General features: G+C 68.8%; 12 protein-coding genes and 1 pseudogene. 8 read left to right on the top strand and 5 right to left on the bottom strand.

Annotated elements, in window-relative coordinates:
* Positions 1-933 (bottom strand): annotated as a pseudogene (locus tag Q5H91_RS14775) (sensor histidine kinase); the annotation flags it as partial.
* 223 nt (positions 934-1,156) lie between these two features.
* On the opposite strand from Q5H91_RS14775, the gene Q5H91_RS14770 reads away from it, so the two are divergent.
* Genes Q5H91_RS14770 through Q5H91_RS14755 form a run of 4 tightly spaced genes read left to right on the top strand, consistent with a single transcriptional unit; the run spans position 1,157 to position 6,478 of the window.
* Positions 1,157-2,497 carry a dicarboxylate/amino acid:cation symporter gene (locus Q5H91_RS14770; protein ID WP_305174208.1) on the top strand — a complete coding sequence of 447 codons (1,341 nt, stop codon included), beginning with the start codon at positions 1,157-1,159 and terminating at the stop codon, positions 2,495-2,497.
* Positions 2,498-2,544: 47 nt separating this feature from the next.
* Positions 2,545-4,041, top strand: a complete 1,497-nt coding sequence (locus tag Q5H91_RS14765; RefSeq protein ID WP_305174215.1) for an alginate export family protein — start codon at positions 2,545-2,547, stop codon at positions 4,039-4,041.
* The gene (locus Q5H91_RS14760; protein WP_370655272.1) at positions 4,038-5,678 is read left to right on the top strand and encodes an NAD-dependent malic enzyme; all 1,641 of its coding nucleotides are present in this window, start codon (positions 4,038-4,040) and stop codon (positions 5,676-5,678) included. The genes Q5H91_RS14765 and Q5H91_RS14760 overlap by 4 nt, the downstream gene beginning before the upstream one ends.
* A 53-nt stretch (positions 5,679-5,731) precedes the next feature.
* Complete coding sequence (locus Q5H91_RS14755) at positions 5,732-6,478, top strand: SDR family NAD(P)-dependent oxidoreductase (protein WP_305174207.1); 747 nt, start codon at positions 5,732-5,734, stop codon at positions 6,476-6,478.
* Positions 6,479-6,513: 35 nt separating this feature from the next.
* Here Q5H91_RS14755 and Q5H91_RS14750 read toward each other — a convergent pair whose 3' ends face one another.
* From Q5H91_RS14750 to Q5H91_RS14740, 3 genes are all read right to left on the bottom strand, one after another.
* Positions 6,514-6,987 carry an HIT family protein gene (locus Q5H91_RS14750; protein ID WP_305174206.1) on the bottom strand — a complete coding sequence of 158 codons (474 nt, stop codon included), beginning with the start codon at positions 6,985-6,987 and terminating at the stop codon, positions 6,514-6,516.
* A 322-nt stretch (positions 6,988-7,309) separates the two neighbouring features.
* Positions 7,310-7,609 (bottom strand): hypothetical protein, encoded by a 300-nt coding sequence (locus tag Q5H91_RS14745; protein ID WP_305174205.1) that lies wholly within the window; start codon positions 7,607-7,609, stop codon positions 7,310-7,312.
* Positions 7,610-7,611: 2 nt separating this feature from the next.
* Positions 7,612-10,455, bottom strand: a complete 2,844-nt coding sequence (locus tag Q5H91_RS14740; RefSeq protein ID WP_305174204.1) for a M16 family metallopeptidase — start codon at positions 10,453-10,455, stop codon at positions 7,612-7,614.
* A 142-nt stretch (positions 10,456-10,597) separates the two neighbouring features.
* Here Q5H91_RS14740 and clpB point away from each other — a divergent pair, with 142 nt between their 5' ends.
* From clpB to Q5H91_RS14720, 4 genes are all read left to right on the top strand, one after another.
* Positions 10,598-13,171 (top strand): ATP-dependent chaperone ClpB, encoded by a 2,574-nt coding sequence (gene clpB, locus Q5H91_RS14735; RefSeq protein WP_305174213.1) that lies wholly within the window; start codon positions 10,598-10,600, stop codon positions 13,169-13,171.
* A gap of 353 nt (positions 13,172-13,524) precedes the next feature.
* Positions 13,525-15,843 carry a GH92 family glycosyl hydrolase gene (locus Q5H91_RS14730; RefSeq protein WP_305174203.1) on the top strand — a complete coding sequence of 773 codons (2,319 nt, stop codon included), beginning with the start codon at positions 13,525-13,527 and terminating at the stop codon, positions 15,841-15,843.
* Positions 15,844-15,917: 74 nt separating this feature from the next.
* On the top strand, positions 15,918-16,724 hold the full coding sequence (locus Q5H91_RS14725; protein ID WP_305174202.1) for an IclR family transcriptional regulator: 807 nt from the start codon (positions 15,918-15,920) through the stop codon (positions 16,722-16,724).
* A 23-nt stretch (positions 16,725-16,747) separates the two neighbouring features.
* On the top strand, positions 16,748-17,986 hold the full coding sequence (locus Q5H91_RS14720; protein ID WP_305174201.1) for a dicarboxylate/amino acid:cation symporter: 1,239 nt from the start codon (positions 16,748-16,750) through the stop codon (positions 17,984-17,986).
* 33 nt (positions 17,987-18,019) lie between these two features.
* Here Q5H91_RS14720 and lldD read toward each other — a convergent pair whose 3' ends face one another.
* Positions 18,020-19,168 (bottom strand): FMN-dependent L-lactate dehydrogenase LldD, encoded by a 1,149-nt coding sequence (gene lldD / locus Q5H91_RS14715; protein ID WP_305174200.1) that lies wholly within the window; start codon positions 19,166-19,168, stop codon positions 18,020-18,022.
* Between the last annotated feature and the right edge of the window lie 14 nt (positions 19,169-19,182).

The following is a 19,182-nucleotide window of genomic DNA, read 5'->3' as shown; positions in this document are numbered from 1 at the left end:
GCGCCGCCGTGCCCGCCCGCGCCACGCCCAGCCGAGCGCGAGCAGCGCCAGCGTCGCCAGTGCCGCGACGATCGCGGCATTGCGGGCCGGTGCGTCGATCGCCTGCGTGGTCGGCATCGCCAGCGCCACGCGCCAGCCGGACGCATCGGGCGGCGTCGTCGCGATCATCGCCGGCGCCGCGCTGCCCGCCACGCGCACCCGGCCGTCGTCGCGGGCGGTAAAGGGCGCAGGCTTCAGCGCGGCGACGCCGATCTCCGCCCGCGCCCGTGCGGCAAGGGCGGGCGCGATCGACCGGGTCGCGGCGAAGCGCCATTCGGGGCGACTGGTGACCAGCACGATGCCGGCGCGATCGGTGACGAAGGTGATCCCGCCCGCTGCCTGCCACTGCCGCTCGACGCGCCCGAACTCCAGCTTCACCACCACGACGCCGCCGCCTCGCGTGCGCCGCGACAGATAGAGGCCGGGCTGGCCGCTGACGGTGCCGAGCGCGAACTGTTCGGCGATGCCGTTACGCTCCGCCTCGGCGAAATAGCGGCGGAAGCGATAGTCGCGGCCGACGAAGCTGCGCGCCTGTCGCCAGTTGCTCGCCGCGATCGTCCGCCCGCCCGGCGCGATGGCATAGATCGCCGCGGCGCCGGTTTCGCGCGCCAGCATCTCCAGCTTCAGGTTCAGCGCCTGCGCCGCGCCCGGCTTCGCCGCCAGCGCCGCGACCAGATCGCGGTCATCGGCGATCGCCAGCGGCAACAGGCGAAAACGCGCCACTTCGCTCGCCAGCAGCGCCTGTCGCAGCCGCGCGTCTGCCGCCAACGCGGCGGCAAAGCGCGTCCGCGCATTCCGCTCCGCCACCTGCGCCACCGCCAGCGCGACGAGCAGCGCCACGATCGCCGCGGCGAGCAGCCAGCCGAGTCGGCGCAGGCGGGGCGATACGGTCACAGGGCAAAGTATCGGGGAGGAGCAGCTTGTGCAACTTTCGACACTCGCGCCCACACGTGTCTGGCAATCGGCACATGATGCAGTCGTCCGCTGCCGGTAAGTCATTAAAGAAACAAGAGAATGCCGAAACCGCATCCGCCTTTGCGCCGCATGCAGCGATCGGTGATCCTGCTTGCGGCACGAACCCGCCAACAGCGGGCGTGCGCCTTGAGAGGAGGCTTGAGTGAAGTTCGACACCGCCCAACCCCATGCCGCGACCCCGCCGTCCGCGAAGCCGTGGTACGCCCATCTCTATTTGCAGGTCCTGGTCGCGATCGTCGCGGGCGTGCTGCTCGGCCATTTCGCGCCGACGACGGGCGAGGCGCTGAAGCCGATCGGCGACGCCTTCATCAAGCTGGTCAAGATGGTCATCGCGCCGGTGATCTTCCTGACCATCGTCACCGGCATCGCCGGCATGCGCGACCTCGCCTCGGTCGGGCGGGTCGCGGGCAAGGCGTTCCTGTACTTCTTCTTCTTCTCCACGCTGGCGCTGATCGTCGGCATGATCGTCGCCAATGTCGTCCAGCCGGGCGCAGGGCTGAACATCGACCCCGCCTCGCTCGACGCATCCAAGGTCAGCGAGTTCGCCGCGAAGGCGCATGACAGCACGATCACCGGTTTCCTGACCGGCATCATCCCCGACACCTTCATGTCCTCGCTGACCGAGGGCAACATCCTGCAGGTGCTGTTCGTGTCGATCCTGTTCGGGATCAGCCTGGCGATGATCGGCGACCGTGGTGCAAAGGTGCTCGACCTGCTCGACGACGTGTCGATCGCCTTCTTCAAGCTGGTCGGCATCGTCATGAAGGCGGCACCGCTCGGCGCGTTCGGCGCGATGGCCTTCACCATCGGCAAATACGGGGTCGGCACGCTCGCCAACCTCGCCTTCCTGGTCGGCACCTTCTACTTCACCGCGCTGCTGTTCGTAATCGTCGTGCTGGGCGTGGTGGCGAAGCTGGCCGGCTTCTCGATCTTCAAGCTGATCGCATACCTGAAGGCCGAGCTGCTGCTGGTGCTCGGCACCTCCTCGTCGGAGAGCGCGCTGCCCTCGCTGATCGAGAAGATGGAGCGCGCGGGTTGCCCCAAGTCGATCGTCGGGCTGGTCGTGCCGACCGGCTATTCGTTCAACCTCGACGGCACCAACATCTACATGACGCTGGCGGCGCTGTTCATCGCGCAGGCGTGCAACGTCGACCTGACGATCGGGCAGCAGCTGCTCCTGCTCGGTGTCGCGATGCTGTCGTCCAAGGGTGCGGCGGGGGTGACCGGCGCGGGCTTCATCACGCTGGCGGCGACGCTGTCGATCGTACCGTCGGTGCCGGTGGCGGGTATGGCGCTGATCCTGGGCGTCGACCGGTTCATGTCGGAGTGCCGCAGCCTGACCAACTTCATCGGCAACGCGGTGGCGACGGTGGTCGTCTCGCGCTGGGAGGGGAAGCTCGACAAGGCGCAGTTCGACGCGGCGCTGCGCGGCGACCTGCCGCGGGTGGAGGATCTGCCCCAGGGTGTGGTCGCCGCCGAGTAGGGCGCCCATTGCCCTCCTGCCCCCAGCCCGAAGGACCTGTGATGACCATGACGACGCTGCGGCCGCTGGCGGCCGCCACCCTGCTGCTCGCCGCCGCCCCGACCGCGCTTGCCGCGCAGACCAAGGCGCCCGCGCCGAGCGAGGCCGGCGAGACGCGCAACCCGGCGACCCCGACCGTCACCTCCTATCCCGCTGCGGCCGCAGGGGACGGGGCGACCGCCAACGGCTTCAACCTGTCGCGCTGGGCCGAGGACTGGAGCAGCTATCGCGACCCGGCGAAGCGCGACGACGTGCTCGACCGGCTGAAGTACCTGCCGATCGCCGGGGATGGCGACGTCTACCTGACGCTGTCGGGCGAGCTGCGGCTGCGGGTCAACCACACCACCAACCCCAATCTGCGCGAGCTGCGCGCGCAACGGCAGGACATCAACCGCATCGTTGCCGGCGCCGACCTGCATGTCGGCCCGCACCTGCGCGCCTTTGCAGAGATCGCGCATGGCGGCATCGGCGGGGTGGAGCTGGGCGTGCCGGCGGCGACGCTGCGCAACGACCTGGTGCTGCAACAGGCGTTCGTGGAGGGCAATGTCGATGCCGCCGGGGTGGCGTTCGGCGTCCGTTACGGGCGGCAGGAGTTCACCGACGGGCCCAACCTGCTCGTCTCGCAGCGCGACAACAACACGATCCGCTACACGCTGAACGGCTGGCGCGCCTGGGCACGCAGCGCGACGCTGCGCGCCGATCTGTTCGACATGAAGCCCACCGCTTACGGCGATCTCGGCACCGAGGACGATGTCAGCGATCCGGCGCGCCGCTTCTCCGGCGTCACGCTGGGCATCGTCGTGCCGCCCGACTGGTTCGGCGGGTCGAAGCTGTACGTCGATCCGTTCTTCTGGCGGCGACGCAACGACGTTGGCGCGTGGGGCGGGCGGATCGGGCCGGCGGAGCGCTTCTACGCCGGCACGCGCATCTGGGGCGATGCCGGGCCGCTGACCATCGACTGGTCGGTTAACCACCAGTTCGGCACCTATATCGATCAGGACATCGACGCGTGGCAGGTCTTCCTCGCCCAGACGTACCGACTGGGCAAGGCGAAGACCGCGCCGCGTGCGGGCTTCCATTTCGACTATGCGAGCGGCGGCGGCGGCTATGGCGAGGGCAAGCTGCGCAACGCCTATGCACCGTTCGGCAACAACATCTATTACAGCTACCAGCTGTTCCTGACCCCATCGAACCTGATTACCGCGGCGCCGAATCTCACCTTCTCGCCGGTCCGCAACCTGCGGCTGACCGCAGAATATCAGTTCGCGTGGCGCGACGACGTGCGTGACGCCGTGTACCGTGCCAACGGCCAGCCCTTTGCCGGCACGCAGAATTTCCGCTCGCACAAGATCGCCGAGGTCGCCCGGTTGCAGGCGGTATGGTCGATCACGCCACGCCTGTCGGTCACCGGCCGCTATGAGCATCTGGCCGCCGGGCCGGCGCTGACCGATGCCGGGTACAAGAGTTCGGACTTCCTCGCCGGCTGGATCAGCTTTCGCTTCTGAAAAGGACCATCGCCATCTCTCCCGCCTTCCACGCCGCGGCGCGCGCGCTGCTCGCCGATCCGCTGACCAACAAGGGCACCGCTTTTACCGCGGCGGAGCGTGATGCGCTCGGGCTGCACGGCCTGTTGCCGCCGCATGTCGGCACGCTCGACAGCCAGATCGCGCGGCGCAGGCGGGTGCTGGACGGGATGGCGGACGATTTCCACCGCTATGCCTTCCTGCGCGAGTTGCAGGATTCGAACGAAGTGCTGTTCCACGCGCTCGTTCAGGCCGACCTGCCGCGGCTGCTGCCCTTGGTATACACCCCGACGGTGGGCGAGGGATGCGAGCGGTTCAGCGAGATCTGGCGCCGGCCGCGCGGGCTGTTCCTGAGCTACCCGAACCGGACGCGGATCGCCGACATCCTGGCCGATCCCGCGCTCGACCGGGTCAAGGTGATCGTGGTCAGCGACGGCGAGCGCATCCTGGGGCTGGGCGACCAGGGGGCGGGCGGCATGGGTATCCCGATCGGCAAGCTGGCACTCTATACCGCCTGCGCCGGCATCCACCCGGCCGAGGTGCTGCCGATCCTGCTCGACGTCGGCACCGACAATGCCGCGCGGCGCGACGATCCGCTCTATGTCGGCTGGCGCAACCCGCGGATCAGGGGAGCGGAATATGACGCGTTCGTCGAGGACTTCGTCGCCGCGGTGCATGCCCGGTTCCCCGGCGTGCTGCTGCAATGGGAGGATTTCGCCGGCAAGAATGCGTATGATCTGCTGGAGCGGTATCGCGGCCGGCTGCTGAGCTTCAACGACGATATCCAGGGCACCGCCGCGACCGCGACGGGTACGCTGCTGGCGGCGATCCGGCGGACGGGGCAACCGCTGACCGATCAGCGCATCGTCCTGTTCGGCGCCGGTGCGGCGGGCAGCGGCATCGCCGAGATGCTGGTCCGGGCGCTGATCGCCGCGGGGCTGGACGAGGCGGCGGCGCGGCAGCGCATCTGGGCGGTCGACCGCGACGGGCTGGTCCTGTCGGACATCCCGCGCCTGCCGCCGCAACAGGCGGCGCTGGCCCGCGATCCCACCGAGCTTGCCGGCTGGACCATGGCGCCCGGGCGGATCGGGCTGCTGGAGACGGTGGTCAACGTGCGGCCGACCGTGCTGATCGGCGCGTCGGGCCAGATGGGCGCGTTCGGCGAACCCGTGATCCGGGCGATGGCGGCAGGGTGCGAGCGGCCGGTGATCTTCCCACTGTCGAACCCCATCAGCCGCGCCGAGGCGCACCCGGCCGACCTGCTCGCCTGGACCGGGGGTCGCGCGCTGGTCGGCACCGGCAGTCCGTTCGGCGTGGCCGGCGTCACCCAGGTCAACAACGTCTACATCTTTCCCGGCGTCGGCCTCGGCGCCCTGGCGGCGGGAGCGACGGCGGTGACCGACGGCATGTTCATGGCGGCGGCGGAAACGCTGGGAAGCCTGGGCGATGCCGGCGACGGATCGCTGCTGCCGCCGATCACCGCGCTGCGCGCGGTGGCGCTCCGCATCGCGGTCGCGGTGGCGGCGCAGGCGGTGCGCGACGGCGTGGCGACGATGCCCGCCGACGCGCTGGCGGCGGAGCGGATCGCCGCGCAGATGTGGCTGCCGGTCTATGATTGAGACGGCGGCGCCCGCGCGGTAGAGCGCGGGCGAACCCGCCGAAAGGACCGCGCATGACCCGAACCGCCCTCATCACCGGCGCCACCGCCGGCATCGGCGCCGCCGCGGTGCGCGCCTTCGTGAACGCAGGGTGGCAGGTGATCGCCACCGGCCGCCGCGCCGACCGGCTGGAAGCGTTGCAGGCGGAGCTGGGCGACCATGTCCACATCGCCGCGTTCGACGTGCGCGACGAGGTCGCGCGCGATGCGGCACTCGATACCTTGCCCGGGCGGTTCCGCGGCATCGACCTGCTGGTCAACAATGCCGGCCTCGCGCTCGGCACCGCGCCCGCGCAGAGCGCCGACCTCGACCAGTGGCGGACGATGATCGACACCAATGTCGTGGCGCTGGTGTCGCTGACGCGCAAACTGCTGCCGCAGCTGATCGAGCGCAAGGGCGCGATCATCAACCTGTCCTCGGTCGCGGCCTCCTATCCGTACACCGGCGGCAATGTGTATGGCGGCACCAAGGCGTTCGTGAAGCAGTTCTCGCTGGGGCTGCGATCGGACCTGGCGGGCACCGGCGTGCGCGTCACCTCCATCGAGCCGGGCATGGTCGAGACCGAGTTCACCCTGATCCGCACCGGCGGCGATCAGGCTGCGTCCGACACGCTATATGGCGGCGCCGACCCGATGACCGGCGAGGACATCGCGAACACGCTGCTGTGGGTGGCCGAGCTGCCCGCGCACCTGAACATCAACCGGCTGGAATTGATGCCGGTGCGCCAGTCGTTCGCCGGGTTTCAGGTGGCGCGGGGGTAGGGGTGACGGAAGCGATCGGATTTTGGAACAGCGCCCTATGCCGCTGGATCAGCTCGAAGCTGGCGAGCAAGCTTGGTCAGCAAATCGTCATCCGCACGCTCAAAATCATGCGACGATATGTAGCCTTCATAATGATCGAAATATTTTGAGACGTTCGACTTGTGTTGCGTCCACTCCGACGCCTTAGTCCCGTGCATGGGGAACAGCTTGGCATGCAGATGGTCTACACCAAAGCCCTCGAAAATCATTCCTGTCCGGCCTACGTCGGTCAGTCGGCTGTCGAGCAGCTTCGCGACCTGTCCGCTTGCCAATACCAGATCGGAGATTACTTCAGCCGACTGGGCGAAAAGGTAGCTCGAATAATGAGCCTTGGGGATTACGACCGAAAATCCCTCAGTGTTCGGAAATATGGACAAGAAGGCGAGATGCTTTTCGTCTTCCCAAATGACATGCGAGGGCGCTGTGCGCGCAACAATTTTGCAGAAAATGCAATCATGTAATGCGGGCACGGTGCTCTGCCTTCGACCTAATCCAAGCGTATGGGTCGGCTTCTAACCGGCCTCGATCCAGACCCAAGAGACATTTCCACAAACGAATCTTAACGGAAAGCATCCCACCGCCCGAAGGGGGCCATCGCTTGAGGATACGGCTTTCCCGAGATGCGTTCCCGATTGCACTTTCCCGAAATGTCGAGGCGACATGGGGAAACGGGAATGTGTCGGGCCGGGGAGGGGTGACAGCGAAACCGCCGACGCCCCCGACGCCCCCGTGTCCGTAGATCCCGGCTTTCGACGGGTCGGGGGAAGGCGCATCGGCACATCCCCCCATCCCTCACGCCGTGCGCGTGCCGTTCATCGGAAAGCTGCCGAACGCGCCGGCGCCGACGCTGCCGGTCAGGGTGTCACCGGCGATCGTCGCGGTGCAGTCGAGCGTCATCGGCATCGGCACGGTCATCTGCTGCTTCCAGCTGATCTGGTCGCCGGCGACTTCGCCGTTCACATCCATCGCGCCCATCGCGCCCGAGACGCTGCCGGTGAAGGTTGAGCCGTCGCTGTTGACCGTCAGCGTCATCTTCTGGTCGCCCAGCGGCGACTTCACCGTGCAGTCGTAGCTGCCGTCCACATCCGCCATCGTCACTCTCCCGATCGGGCGGCGGCGGGCGGCGTGGCGCCGCCAGCGACCGCGCTCGCCGGTACGACCTCGACCGGCAGCCCCAGCGTGTCAAGCTGGCCGCGCACCTTCGACGCATCGCCCACGACGATCCAGAAGGCTCGGCTAGGGTCGATCGCGCCCTGGATGGCGGTGTTCAGCTGCGGCAGGGTCAGCCCGCGATAGCGCTGGGCGATGGTGGCGTAATAGTCGTCGGGCCGCTTGTAGAGGTCGTTCGACTGCATCGCGCCGAGCACCGCGCCGCTCGTCTCGAAACTGCCGGGCAGGGCGTTGATGCCGCCGGTCACCGCGCGGTCGAACTCGACCCGGGTCATCGGCTCCTTGCCCAGATAGGCGAGCACGTCGTCGCGCGCCGAGGCGAGCGAGGGGCCGGTCTTGTCGGCCTGCACGGGGGCGGACAGCACATAGGGCGCGGCGAACTCCGATTGCTGGAAGCCGCCGCGGGCGCCGTAGGACCAGTGGCGCCGCTCGCGCAGGTCCATGTTGATCCGCGACAGGAAACTGCCGCCGAGCGCGTCGTTGGCGGTGCCGACCGGCAGCAGGTCCTCGGTGCCGACCAGCCCGTTGGGGAAGGCGCCGACGATCAGCGACTGCGGGCTGTCGGGCCGGTCGACCAGCACGATGCGCGGCGCGGCGGGGCGCGGCGGCGTGGCGACCGCCTTGGTCCCGGCGGGACCGGTGGCGCGCCAGTCACCGAACGCGCCGTCGAGCGCGGCGCGGATCTCGGCCAGCGGACGGTCGCTGACGACGAAGATCTTCGCCTTGTCCGGCCGCAGCCATGCCTGCTGGAAGGCGATCAGGTCGGCGCGGGTCAGCGCCGCCACCGCCTGCGGGTCGCCGCCGCCCTGCGCCTTGGCATAGGGATGCTGCGGTCCGTAGAGGAGCGGCGGCAGGACGCGGCCGACCAGGCCGTTGGGGCTGGTCAGCTCCTGCGCGATGCCGGCGAGCTGCTGGTTCTTGACGCGGGCCAGCTCGCTGTCCGGGAAGGCGGGCGTGCGGGCGATTTTCGCGAACAGGTCGAGCGCGGGGGTCAGGTTGGCGCTCGGCACCGACATGCTGAGCCCGGTGCGGTCGGCGCTGCTGCCGCCGCCGACATCCATGCCCAGCCGCTCGCGCGCCTCGGCCAGCTTGATCGAATCGAGGCCGGCGACCCCCTCGTCCATCATCGCCAGGGTCAGGTTCTGGGTGCCGAGCTTGCCGGGCACGTCCGCCGCCACGCCGGCATCGAACGACAGCGCGATCTGGGTGACGGGCACCGCGTCGCGCCGGGCAAAGACCAGCTCGATCCCGTTCGACAGGCGAACCCGCTCGACCTTGGGGAAGCTGAGGCCCGCGATCGCGCCGACCGCCGGCAGCGGCCCGCGCGTGCCCTTCACCGGCGTCTCCGGCGCGGCCGCGACCGGGGTCGCGGGCGGCACCACCGCCTCGGCATAGGCGCCGCGCGGGCCCTGGTTGACGGTCAGCGCATAGGCGGGACGCGACAGCCACTTGTCGGCCGCCGCCTTGACAGTGGCGGGCGTCTGCGCGGCGAGGCGCTGCAGCTCCTTCTTGTAGAAGCCGGGGTCGTTGGAAAAGAGCGCGCCCTGCGCGAGCGCCACCGCCTTGCCGCCGAAGCCGCCGACCGACTCCAGCCCGCGGATCGTGCCGGCGGAGCTGGTGGTGACGACGCGCGTCACCTCATCCTGGGTCGGGCCGTTCTTCAGGAAGTCGGCGACGATCTCGTCGATCCGCCGCCCGACCAGCGCCGGATCGACGCCGGGACGCACGATCGCCCGGATGCCGAAGGTGCCCGCCTGCGCGCCCGACTGGTTATAGGTGCCGACCTGGACGGCGAGCTTCTCCTGCTTGACCAGCGCATTGTCGAGGCGCGAGCTGTCGAGGCCGCCGAGGACCCCCGACACGACATCGAGTGCCGAGGCATCGGGATCGTTGACGCCGGGCACCGCCCAGTTGCGCGTGACCATGACGGCGGCAACGCGGTCGGTGATCGCCTCCGACTTGGGCGCGGACAGGGTGGGGATGGGGGCGGGGCGGGCGACGCTCTTCGGACCGGGCTTGATCGCGCCGAAATATTTCTCGACCAGCGGGCGGGCGGTGGCGAGGTCGATGTCGCCGGCCAGCACCAGCACCGCGTTGTTGGGGCCGTAATGGCCGGTGAACCAGTCCTTCACCGTCTGGAGCGAGGCGGCGTCGAGATCGGCCATCGAGCCGATCGTGTCGTGGCCATACGGGTGATCCGACGGGTAGAGCCCCTCGGTGATCTTGTAGCGGGCCAGGCCATAGGGCTGGTTGTCGTTCTGCCGCTTCTCGTTCTGGACGACGCCGCGCTGCTCGTCGAGCTTGGCCTGCGTCACCGCGCCGAGCAGGTAGCCCATCCGGTCGGACTCGAGGAACAGCGCGCGGTCGAGCGCGGCGGTCGGCACCGTCTCGAAATAGTTGGTACGGTCGAGATTGGTGGTGCCGTTGTAATCCGTCGCGCCGACCGTCTTCAGCGGCTCGAAGAAATCGTCGGGCGCGTTCTCCGAGCCGTTGAACATCAGATGCTCGAACAGGTGCGCGAAGCCGGTCTTGCCCTTCGGCTCGTGCTTGGCGCCGACATCGTACCAGACGCTGACCGCCACCACCGGCGCCTTGCGGTCGGTATGGACGATGACGCGCAGGCCGTTCTTCAGCGTGAACGTCTGATAGGGAATGTCGACCTGCGCGACGAGGGCAGAGACGGGCGCCGCCTTGGGAGCCTGCGCGTAGACAGGCGCCGCCAGCGTGGCCAGCGCTGCGCCCGAAAGCGCCAAAATCTTGATGTTCATGGAGAAAGTCGTTCCCATCGATACTGCGATGAACCGAGCCTAGCCCGCGGCCGACGGTTTTCGCAACATCGCTCCTGCGCACCTCTTGTGTTGCTGAAATACCACACTACCTTCACCGGGGTATCGAGGGGTGTTGAAGCTCATGAATATCGACAAATTTACCGACCGCGCGCGCGGCTTCCTCCAGTCCGCGCAGACCGTCGCGATCCGCATGAACCATCAGCGGATCGCGCTGGAGCATGTGCTCAAGGCGCTGCTGGAGGACGAACAGGGCATGGCCGCCGGATTGATCCAGGCGGCCGGCGGCGATCCGAAGCGCGCGGTGGCAGAGACCGACGCGGCGCTGGCGAAGATCCCGGCGGTCAGCGGATCGGGCGCGCAGCAGACGCCGGGGCTCGACAATGACACCGTCCGCGTCCTCGACCAGGCCGAACAGATCGCGCAGAAGGCCGGCGACAGCTTCGTCACGGTCGAGCGGTTGCTGGTCGCGCTTGCCCTGTCGCTCAACACCGCGGCGGGCAAGGCGCTGAAGGCGGCGGGCGCGACCCCGGATGCGCTGAACGCCGCGATTAACCAGCTGCGCCAGGGCCGCAGCGCCGATACAGCAGGGGCCGAGGACCGCTATGACGCGCTGAAGAAGTTCGCGCGCGACCTCACGCAAGCGGCGCGCGACGGCAAGCTGGATCCCGTCATCGGCCGCGACGAGGAAATCCGCCGCACCATCCAGATCCTGGCGCGCCGCACCAAGAACAATCCCGCGCTGATCGGCGAGCCTGGCGTCGGCAAGACCGCGATCGCCGAGGGGCTGGCGCTGCGTATCGCCAATGGCGACGTGCCCGACACGCTCAAGGACCGCCGCCTGATGGCGCTCGACATGGGCGCGCTGATCGCGGGCGCGAAATACCGTGGCGAGTTCGAGGAGCGGCTGAAGGGGGTGCTCGACGAGGTGAAGGCCGGTGAGGGCGACATCATCCTGTTCATCGACGAGATGCACACCCTGATCGGCGCGGGCAAATCCGAAGGGGCGATGGATGCGGGCAACCTCTTGAAGCCCGCCCTGGCGCGCGGCGAGCTGCACTGCGTCGGCGCGACCACGCTCGACGAGTATCGCAAATATGTCGAGAAGGATCCCGCGCTCCAGCGGCGCTTCCAGCCGGTCTTCGTCGGCGAGCCGACCGTCGAGGACACGATCAGCATCCTGCGCGGCCTGAAGGACGTGTACGAGCTGCATCACGGCGTCCGCATCACCGATGGTGCGATCGTGGCGGCGGCGACGCTGTCGAACCGCTACATCTCCGACCGCTTCCTGCCCGACAAGGCGATCGACCTGATGGACGAGGCCGCCAGCCGCATCCGCATGGAGGTGGAGAGCAAGCCCGAGGAGATCGAGACCCTCGACCGCCGCATCATCCAGCTGAAGATCGAGCGCGAGGCGCTGAAGAAGGAAACCGACGCGGCCAGCCGCGATCGGCTGGCGACGCTGGAGGGCGAACTCGCCAATCTGGAAGAACAGTCGGCCGCGCTGACCCAGCGCTGGCAGGCCGAAAAGGACAAGATCGGTGCCGAGGCCAAGCTGAAGGAACAGCTGGACGCGGCGCGGCTGGCGCTCGACCAGGCGCAGCGGCAGGGCGACCTCGCCCGCGCGGGCGAGCTGTCCTACGGCACGATCCCGCAGCTGACCAAGCAGCTGGAGGAGGCGCAGGGTCAGGCGGCGGGCGCGATGCTGCGCGAGGAGGTGACGGCGGACGACATCGCCGGCGTCGTCAGCCGCTGGACCGGCGTGCCGGTCGACCGGATGCTGGAGGGCGAGCGCGACAAGCTGCTGCGGATGGAGGAAATGCTGGGCAAGCGCGTGATCGGGCAGGCCGATGCGGTGCGCGCCGTCTCCACCGCGGTGCGCCGCGCGCGCGCCGGCTTGCAGGATCCGGGACGGCCGCTGGGCTCGTTCCTGTTCCTGGGGCCGACCGGCGTGGGCAAGACCGAGCTGACCAAGGCGCTGGCCGAATTCCTGTTCGACGATCCCAGCGCGATGGTGCGGATCGACATGAGCGAGTTCATGGAGAAGCACGCGGTCGCGCGGCTGATCGGGGCTCCTCCGGGCTATGTCGGCTATGAGGAAGGCGGCGTGCTGACCGAAGCGGTGCGGCGCCGGCCCTATCAGGTGGTGTTGTTCGACGAGGTCGAGAAGGCGCATGGCGACGTGTTCAACGTGCTGCTCCAGGTGCTCGACGACGGGCGGCTGACCGACGGCCAGGGGCGGACGGTCGATTTCAGCAACACGCTGATCGTGCTGACCTCGAACCTGGGCAGCCAGTTCCTCGCGAACATGGCCGACGATCAGGACGTCGCGACCGTCGAGCCGCAGGTGATGGAGATCGTCCGCGCGCATTTCCGCCCGGAATTCCTCAACCGGCTGGACGAGATCATCCTGTTCCACCGGCTGGGCCAGGCGCATATGGCGCCGATCGTCGACATCCAGGTCGCGCGCGTCGGCCGGCTGCTCGCCGACCGCAAGATCACGCTGGACCTGACCGACGCCGCCCGCGCCTGGCTCGGCCGGGTGGGATATGACCCCGTCTACGGCGCCCGGCCGCTGCGCCGCGCAGTGCAGCGCTACCTGCAAGACCCCCTGGCCGAAGCCATCCTCCGCGGCGACGTGCGCGACGGCACGACGGTACGGGTGGACGAGGGGGAGGGGCAGCTGGTGCTGGGGTGAGGCATAGGAAACGGCCGCGGCAGAGCCGCGGCCGTTCCGATCTGCGATCGACAGGTCTCGACGCGTTTTCCGGCCGACCTGAGTCGTAAGTGGCTCACATCGACGCGCTGATCTGATCTGCGGTGTTGGCTGAATGAACCGCGTCGCGAGCTGGGTTAGGCGGGCGCGATGGTGGCGATCATCTCGACCCTTACCTCCAGCGATGGGCGCCCGGCGCGGTTCTCGATCACCAGATGATTTCGCGACCACCAGCCGTGCTGAACGCCGATCCATAAGCATCCGGTCGGAGACGCGGATCGCCCGTCGGTGCCGCCGGGCTTTCGCTGGCGGATTACACCTGCTTAGATCGCGGGATGCGTAAAATTCTCGTTCTCGCTCTGATGCTTTCCGCGACCGCGGTCGCGGGGGCCGGCGTTCCGGCACCGATCGATGCCGTCGATCCGATGATCGGCACTGGCGGCGAGGGCCATGTCTTTCCGGGCGCGACCGCGCCGTTCGGCATGGTGCAACTGTCGCCGGACACCGACACGGGGTGCCAGCTGCGCGAGTGTTACGGCCATGCCGCGGGCTATCGCTACGAAGATCCGACGATCCAGGGGTTCAGCCACACCCATTTCTCCGGCGCGGGTCATTCCGACCTGGGCGATGTGCTGGTCATGCCGCAGGCGGGGAGCGAGGTGCGCCTCGACCCCGGCGATCCGCGACGACCGGGTTCGGGCTACCGCTCGCGCTTCGACCATAGGTCGGAGGTGGCGCGACCCGGCTATTACGCGGTGACGCTGGCCGACACGAACGTGCGGGCCGAGCTGACGGCGGGGACGCGCATCGGCGTGCACCGCTATACCTTTCCCGCCGGACAGGCGGCGCATCTGGTCGTCGATCTCCGCTCGTCGCTCTACGATTATCCGGGCAAGATCCTGTGGTCGGGGCTGCACCTGCGCGCCGACGGCACGGTGACCGGCTTTCGCGAGACGCGCGGCTGGGCGCCGGGGCGCAAGCTGTATTTCGCGATGCGCTTCTCCAGTCCGCTGAAGGGACACGGTTTCGTCGATCGCGATGCAGCGGTGCCGTACAAGGGGTTCCAGGGCCCGGGCCGGGGCAGCGATGCGGTGGCCGAGAAGCTCGGCCGTGCGCTGGAGGCGCGGCTCGACTTCGGCGTGCTCGACGCTCCGCTGGAGGTGCGGGTGGCGCTGTCCGGGGTGGACGAAGCGGGCGCCGTCGCCAACCTCGATGCCGAGCCGGGCGGCTTCGACGCGGTCCGCGCGCGTACTGCGGCGGCGTGGGCACAGGCGCTGGGCGCGGTCGAGATCGACGCACCGGCGCCGATGCGCCGGACGGTCTACACCGCGCTCTACCACAGCCTGCTTGCGCCGAGCGTCTGGAGCGACGCCGACGGACGCTATCGCGGTCCGGACGATCAGGTCCATGTGGCCAACGGCTTCACCTTCCGCTCGACCTTCTCGCTCTGGGATACGTTTCGCGCCGAACATCCGCTGCTGACGCTGGTGCAGCCGGCGGAGACGACGGCGGACATCGTCCGCTCGCTGATCGAGAGCCGGGAGCACAGCCCGTACGGCATCCTGCCGATCTGGCAGTTCGCCGGGCGCGAGACGTGGACGATGATCGGCTATCACGCCGTGCCGGTGATCGCCGACGCCTATCTGAAGGGGATCCGCGGCTTCGACGCCGATGCCGCGCTGGCGGCCATGGTCGCGAGCGCCGACTACGCCCCCTATGGCGGGCTGGGCGAGTATATGCGCCTGGGATATGTGCCGATCGACAGGGAGCCGGAGGCCGCGTCGAAGACGGTCGAGTATGCCTATGACGACTGGACGATCGCCCGCATGGCGCGCGCGATGGGGCGCAAGGACATCGCCGACCGGTTTGAGCGGCGCGCCGGCAACTGGCGCAACAGCTTCGACGCGAAGACCGGCTGGCTGCGCGCGCGCCTGTCGACCGGTGCGTTCCGGACGCCGTTTGATCCCACCGCGATCAACTATGGCTCCGACTATACCGAGGGCAATGCCTGGCAATATAGCTGGTTCGTGCCGCAGGATCAGGCCGGCCTGATCCGGCTGCTCGGCGGCGACAGGGCGGCGGTCGCGAAGCTCGACGCGATGTTCGACTATGACATGTCGAAGCTCGACTACAGCCATGCGGAGGATATTGCCGGCCTGATCGGCCAGTATATCCACGGCAACGAACCCAGCCACCACGTTGCCTATCTCTACACCTATGCCGGCGCGCCGTGGCGGACGCAGGAGCGTCTCGGGCAGATCGTGACCTCGCAGTACAAGCCCACGCCCGACGGGCTCGCCGGCAACGACGATCTCGGCCAGATGTCGGCCTGGCTGGTCTTCACCGCGCTCGGCTTCTATCCGGTCGCGCCGGGATCGAACCAGTATGTCATCGGGCGGCCGTTCGTCGATCGCGCGGTGCTGAACCTGCCGGGCGGCAAACGCTTCACGGTGATCGCCGACGGCCTGTCCGATACCAACCGCTATATCCGCGGCGTGACGCTGAACGGGGTGGCGATCGATCGCAGCTATATCCGCGACGAGGAGCTGCGTGCCGGCGGCGAACTGCGGTTCGCGATGGACGCCCGGCCGAACACGCGCTGGGCGACCGACAGTGCAGCGCGGCCGTTCTCGATGTCGACCTCGCGGCGATAGGGCGGCGCGGTCATGTTGCAACGGCCGGGGAGAGCTTCTACCCGTTCGGCATCGTGGTGCGGGGTTCCCGGGACATGGCGGCGGAAGGCAAGGACGGCACGAGCCGTAAGCGAAAGGGCAGCTACGCCGCACCCGCGCTCGACAAGGCGTTCATGATCGTCGAATTGCTTGCCAGCCGGCCGCAGGGCATGCTGGCAAGCGAGATGGCGACGGCCCTGGGCCGCTCGCTGGGCGAGCTGTTCCGCATCGTGGTGGTGATGGAAGAGGCGGGCTATCTGACCAAGTCGCCCGTCGACGATCGATACCGGGTCACGTACAAGTTCCTGGACATCGCCTATCGCGCGACACCGGCGCGTCGCCTGACCGCTGCGGCATTGCCGGAGATGGAGGCGATGGCGCTGGCGATCGGCCAGTCCTGCCATCTGGTCGTGATCGAGGGCGGCAGCGGCCTGGTCATCGCGCGCGAGGAAAATCCGGGCACGCGCGGCTTCGCGCTGCGGGTCGGCGCGTCGATCGACATCGTCAGGTCCTGCTCGGGCAAGGTGCTGCTCGCCTTCTCGCCACCGTTGCAGGTCGAACGGGTTCTGGACCGCGTCGAGGCCACTCGGCAGCAGCCGATCGCCCGCTCGCGCATCGCGGCGGATCTCGACTGCGTCCGGAGCAACGGCCATGACGTGCGCGAGAGCCCGATCACGCGCGGGGTCACCGATATCAGCTACCCCGTATTCGGCTTCGGCGGAGAGTGCATGGCGGCGCTGACGATCCCGTTCCTGCAACTGATCGACGGATCTCAGTCCGTGACGATCGAGGATGCGCGCCTGATCCTGGCCGGAACGGCACGGCGCATATCGGAGCAGCTGGGTTACAAGCCCGATCAATAGATGCGGCAGGCGGGGAGGGACTGATGATCCAGCGCGGACGGGCGGTGCTGAGGCGGATGCCTGCGCCGGGATGGATGATGGTGGCACTGGTCGCCGGCTTCGCGGCCGGCGCGTCGTTCGGAACCATTCCCGCCGCCCGCATCGTCGCCGAGCTGATCGGCGGCATCTGGCTCGACGCGCTGCGGATGACGATCGTGCCGCTCGTGTTCGCGCTGATCGTCACGGGCGTCGCCGGCCTGCGGCTGGGATCGAGGGGCGAGGCGATGCATCTCGGCCGCCGCCTGCCCGTCGTGCTGCTGGCGTTGCTGGCGATGTCGGCGATCGTCGCGGCGCTCCTGTCGCCTGTCCTGATCGGGCTGTTCACGATCCCGCAGGACAGCATCGCCGCGCTGCGGAGCGCGATCCCCGCCGCACCGCCGCCCGTCGTACCAGGCACGGTAGAGGCAGTGCGGGCGCTGATCCCGACCAACCCGGTCGCCTCTGCGGCGACGGGGGCGATCGTGCCGCTGGTGGTGTTCGCCCTGGTCCTGGGTCTGGCGATCGGTCGCGTCGAGGCCGAGCGAGCGCGGGCCCTTCTCCAGCCCCTGCACGGTCTTGCGGACGCGATGGTCGTGGTCGTCGGCTGGGTCCTGCGCATTGCCGCGATCGGCATCGGCGCGCTGGCCTTTACCGTCGGTGCAACCGCGGGAATTACGGTGGTCGCGATGCTCGGCCAGTATCTCGCCGCCTCGCTCGCCCTGTCGGCGATCATCATCGTGATCGGTTACGTGACCGCGCGTGTCGCGGGCGGCATCCCGGTCCGCCGGTTCACCCGCGCCGCCGGTCCGGCGCAGGCCGTTGCGGCGGGCACGCAGTCGTCGCTCGCCACGCTACCCGCGATGATGCTGAGCGCACAGGCGATGGGCATCGACGAGCGCGACGCATCGGTCGCCCTGCCGATCGCGGTCGCCGTCTTCAAGATCACCGCGCCGTCCAACACGCTGCTGGTCGCCCTGACCGTCGCGTGGATGGGCGGCGTCGCAGTGTCGCCTGTACAGATCATGCTGGCCATCCCGCTGGCGATCCTGTCTAGCCTGATGATCCTGAGCCTGCCCGGCGCGATCAGCATCTATGCGGGCACCGCGCCGACCATCATCGCGCTGGGCGCGCCGATCGAGCTGCTGCCGATCCTGGTCGCGGTGGACGTGATCCCTGACATGCTGAGGACCGTTGCCAACGTGACCTATGATCTGGTGGCCACGGCCATCATCGCGCGGCGTTGAGCGAGCGCGGCTCCTGTCCTCCGCCGCACAACGTCAATCCTGGCGCTCCTTCAGCAGGATCGACGCGTCGATCTCCGCGATGCTGCGGACGCCGGTCAGTGCCATGGCCACGCGCATCTCGCTCTCGATCATGGTCAGCAGCCGGGTGACGCCGGCCTGTCCGCCTACGGCCAGCGCATAGAGCCAGGCGCGGCCGAGCAGCACCCCGTCGGCGCCCAGCGCCAGCATCCGCACGACGTCGAGGCCCGACCGCACGCCCGAGTCCGCGAATATGGTCACCCGGTCCTTCACCGCCGCGGCGATCGCCGGCAGGGCGCGCGCGGTAGAGGATGCACCGTCCAGCTGCCGTCCGCCATGGTTGGACACGACGATCGCGTCCGCCCCGGCATCGGCGGCGGCGCGGGCGTCGTCCGGATCGAGGATACCCTTGATGACCAGCGGACCGTCCCATGCCGCCCGGAGCCAGCCGATATCGTCCCAGCGGATCGACGGATCGAAATTCGCGCCGAGCCAGCCCATGTAATCGTTCATGCCGGACGATGCGCCCAGCACCGGCAGCAGGTTGCCGAGCGCATGCGGTCGCCCTCGCACGCCGACGTCCCACGCCCAACGCGGCCGGGTCAGCGTCTGGACGGCGCGGCGGAGCGGTGCGCGCGGCCCTGCCATGCCCGAATGCGCGTCGCGATAGCGCGAGCCGGGAACCGGCATGTCGACGGTGAAGATCAGTGCTTCGGCCCCTTGCGCCTTCGCGGTGGCGATCAGGTCGGCCATGAAGGCGCGGTCGCGGATGACGTAGAGCTGGAACCACAGCGCATCCGGTGTCGCCGCGCGTACTTCGGCCAGCGAACAGAGCCCGACCGTCGACAGCGTGAACGGGATGCCGGCGGCCGCCGCGGCGCGCGCTGCCTGGATCTCGCCGCGCCGCCGGTACATGCCGGCGATGCCGATCGGCCCGAGTGCCAGCGGCAATGGTCGTCGCACGCCCAGCAGGTCGGCCGACAGGTCGATCGCCGCCACGTCGCGCAGCACGCGTTGCCGCAGTCCCAGCCGGGCGAGATCCTCGACATTGGCGCGCAGCGTCGCCTCCGACCCCGCACCGCCATCCGCATAGTCGAACAGAAAGCGAGGCAGCCGGGCCTTGGCGGCGTTGCGATAGTCCAGCGGCGAGGAGATGATCGTCATGCCGGCTTTCCGCC

Origin of the sequence: Sphingomonas aurea (assembly GCF_030678875.1) — a bacterium.
GTDB classification, from domain to species: Bacteria; Pseudomonadota; Alphaproteobacteria; order Sphingomonadales; family Sphingomonadaceae; genus Sphingomonas; species Sphingomonas aurea.
This window is presented reverse-complemented; position numbering and strand designations above follow the sequence as displayed.

Coding starts and splice junctions, on each gene's coding strand:
- Q5H91_RS14765 (WP_305174215.1), top strand. CDS start 2,545: ATGACGACGCTGCGGCCGCTGGCGGCCGCCACCCTGCTGCTCGCCGCC.
- Q5H91_RS14755 (WP_305174207.1), top strand. CDS start 5,732: ATGACCCGAACCGCCCTCATCACCGGCGCCACCGCCGGCATCGGCGCC.
- Q5H91_RS14745 (WP_305174205.1), bottom strand. CDS start 7,609: ATGGCGGATGTGGACGGCAGCTACGACTGCACGGTGAAGTCGCCGCTG.
- Q5H91_RS14740 (WP_305174204.1), bottom strand. CDS start 10,455: ATGAACATCAAGATTTTGGCGCTTTCGGGCGCAGCGCTGGCCACGCTG.
- clpB (WP_305174213.1), top strand. CDS start 10,598: ATGAATATCGACAAATTTACCGACCGCGCGCGCGGCTTCCTCCAGTCC.
- Q5H91_RS14730 (WP_305174203.1), top strand. CDS start 13,525: ATGCGTAAAATTCTCGTTCTCGCTCTGATGCTTTCCGCGACCGCGGTC.
- Q5H91_RS14725 (WP_305174202.1), top strand. CDS start 15,918: ATGGCGGCGGAAGGCAAGGACGGCACGAGCCGTAAGCGAAAGGGCAGC.
- Q5H91_RS14720 (WP_305174201.1), top strand. CDS start 16,748: ATGATCCAGCGCGGACGGGCGGTGCTGAGGCGGATGCCTGCGCCGGGA.
- lldD (WP_305174200.1), bottom strand. CDS start 19,168: ATGACGATCATCTCCTCGCCGCTGGACTATCGCAACGCCGCCAAGGCC.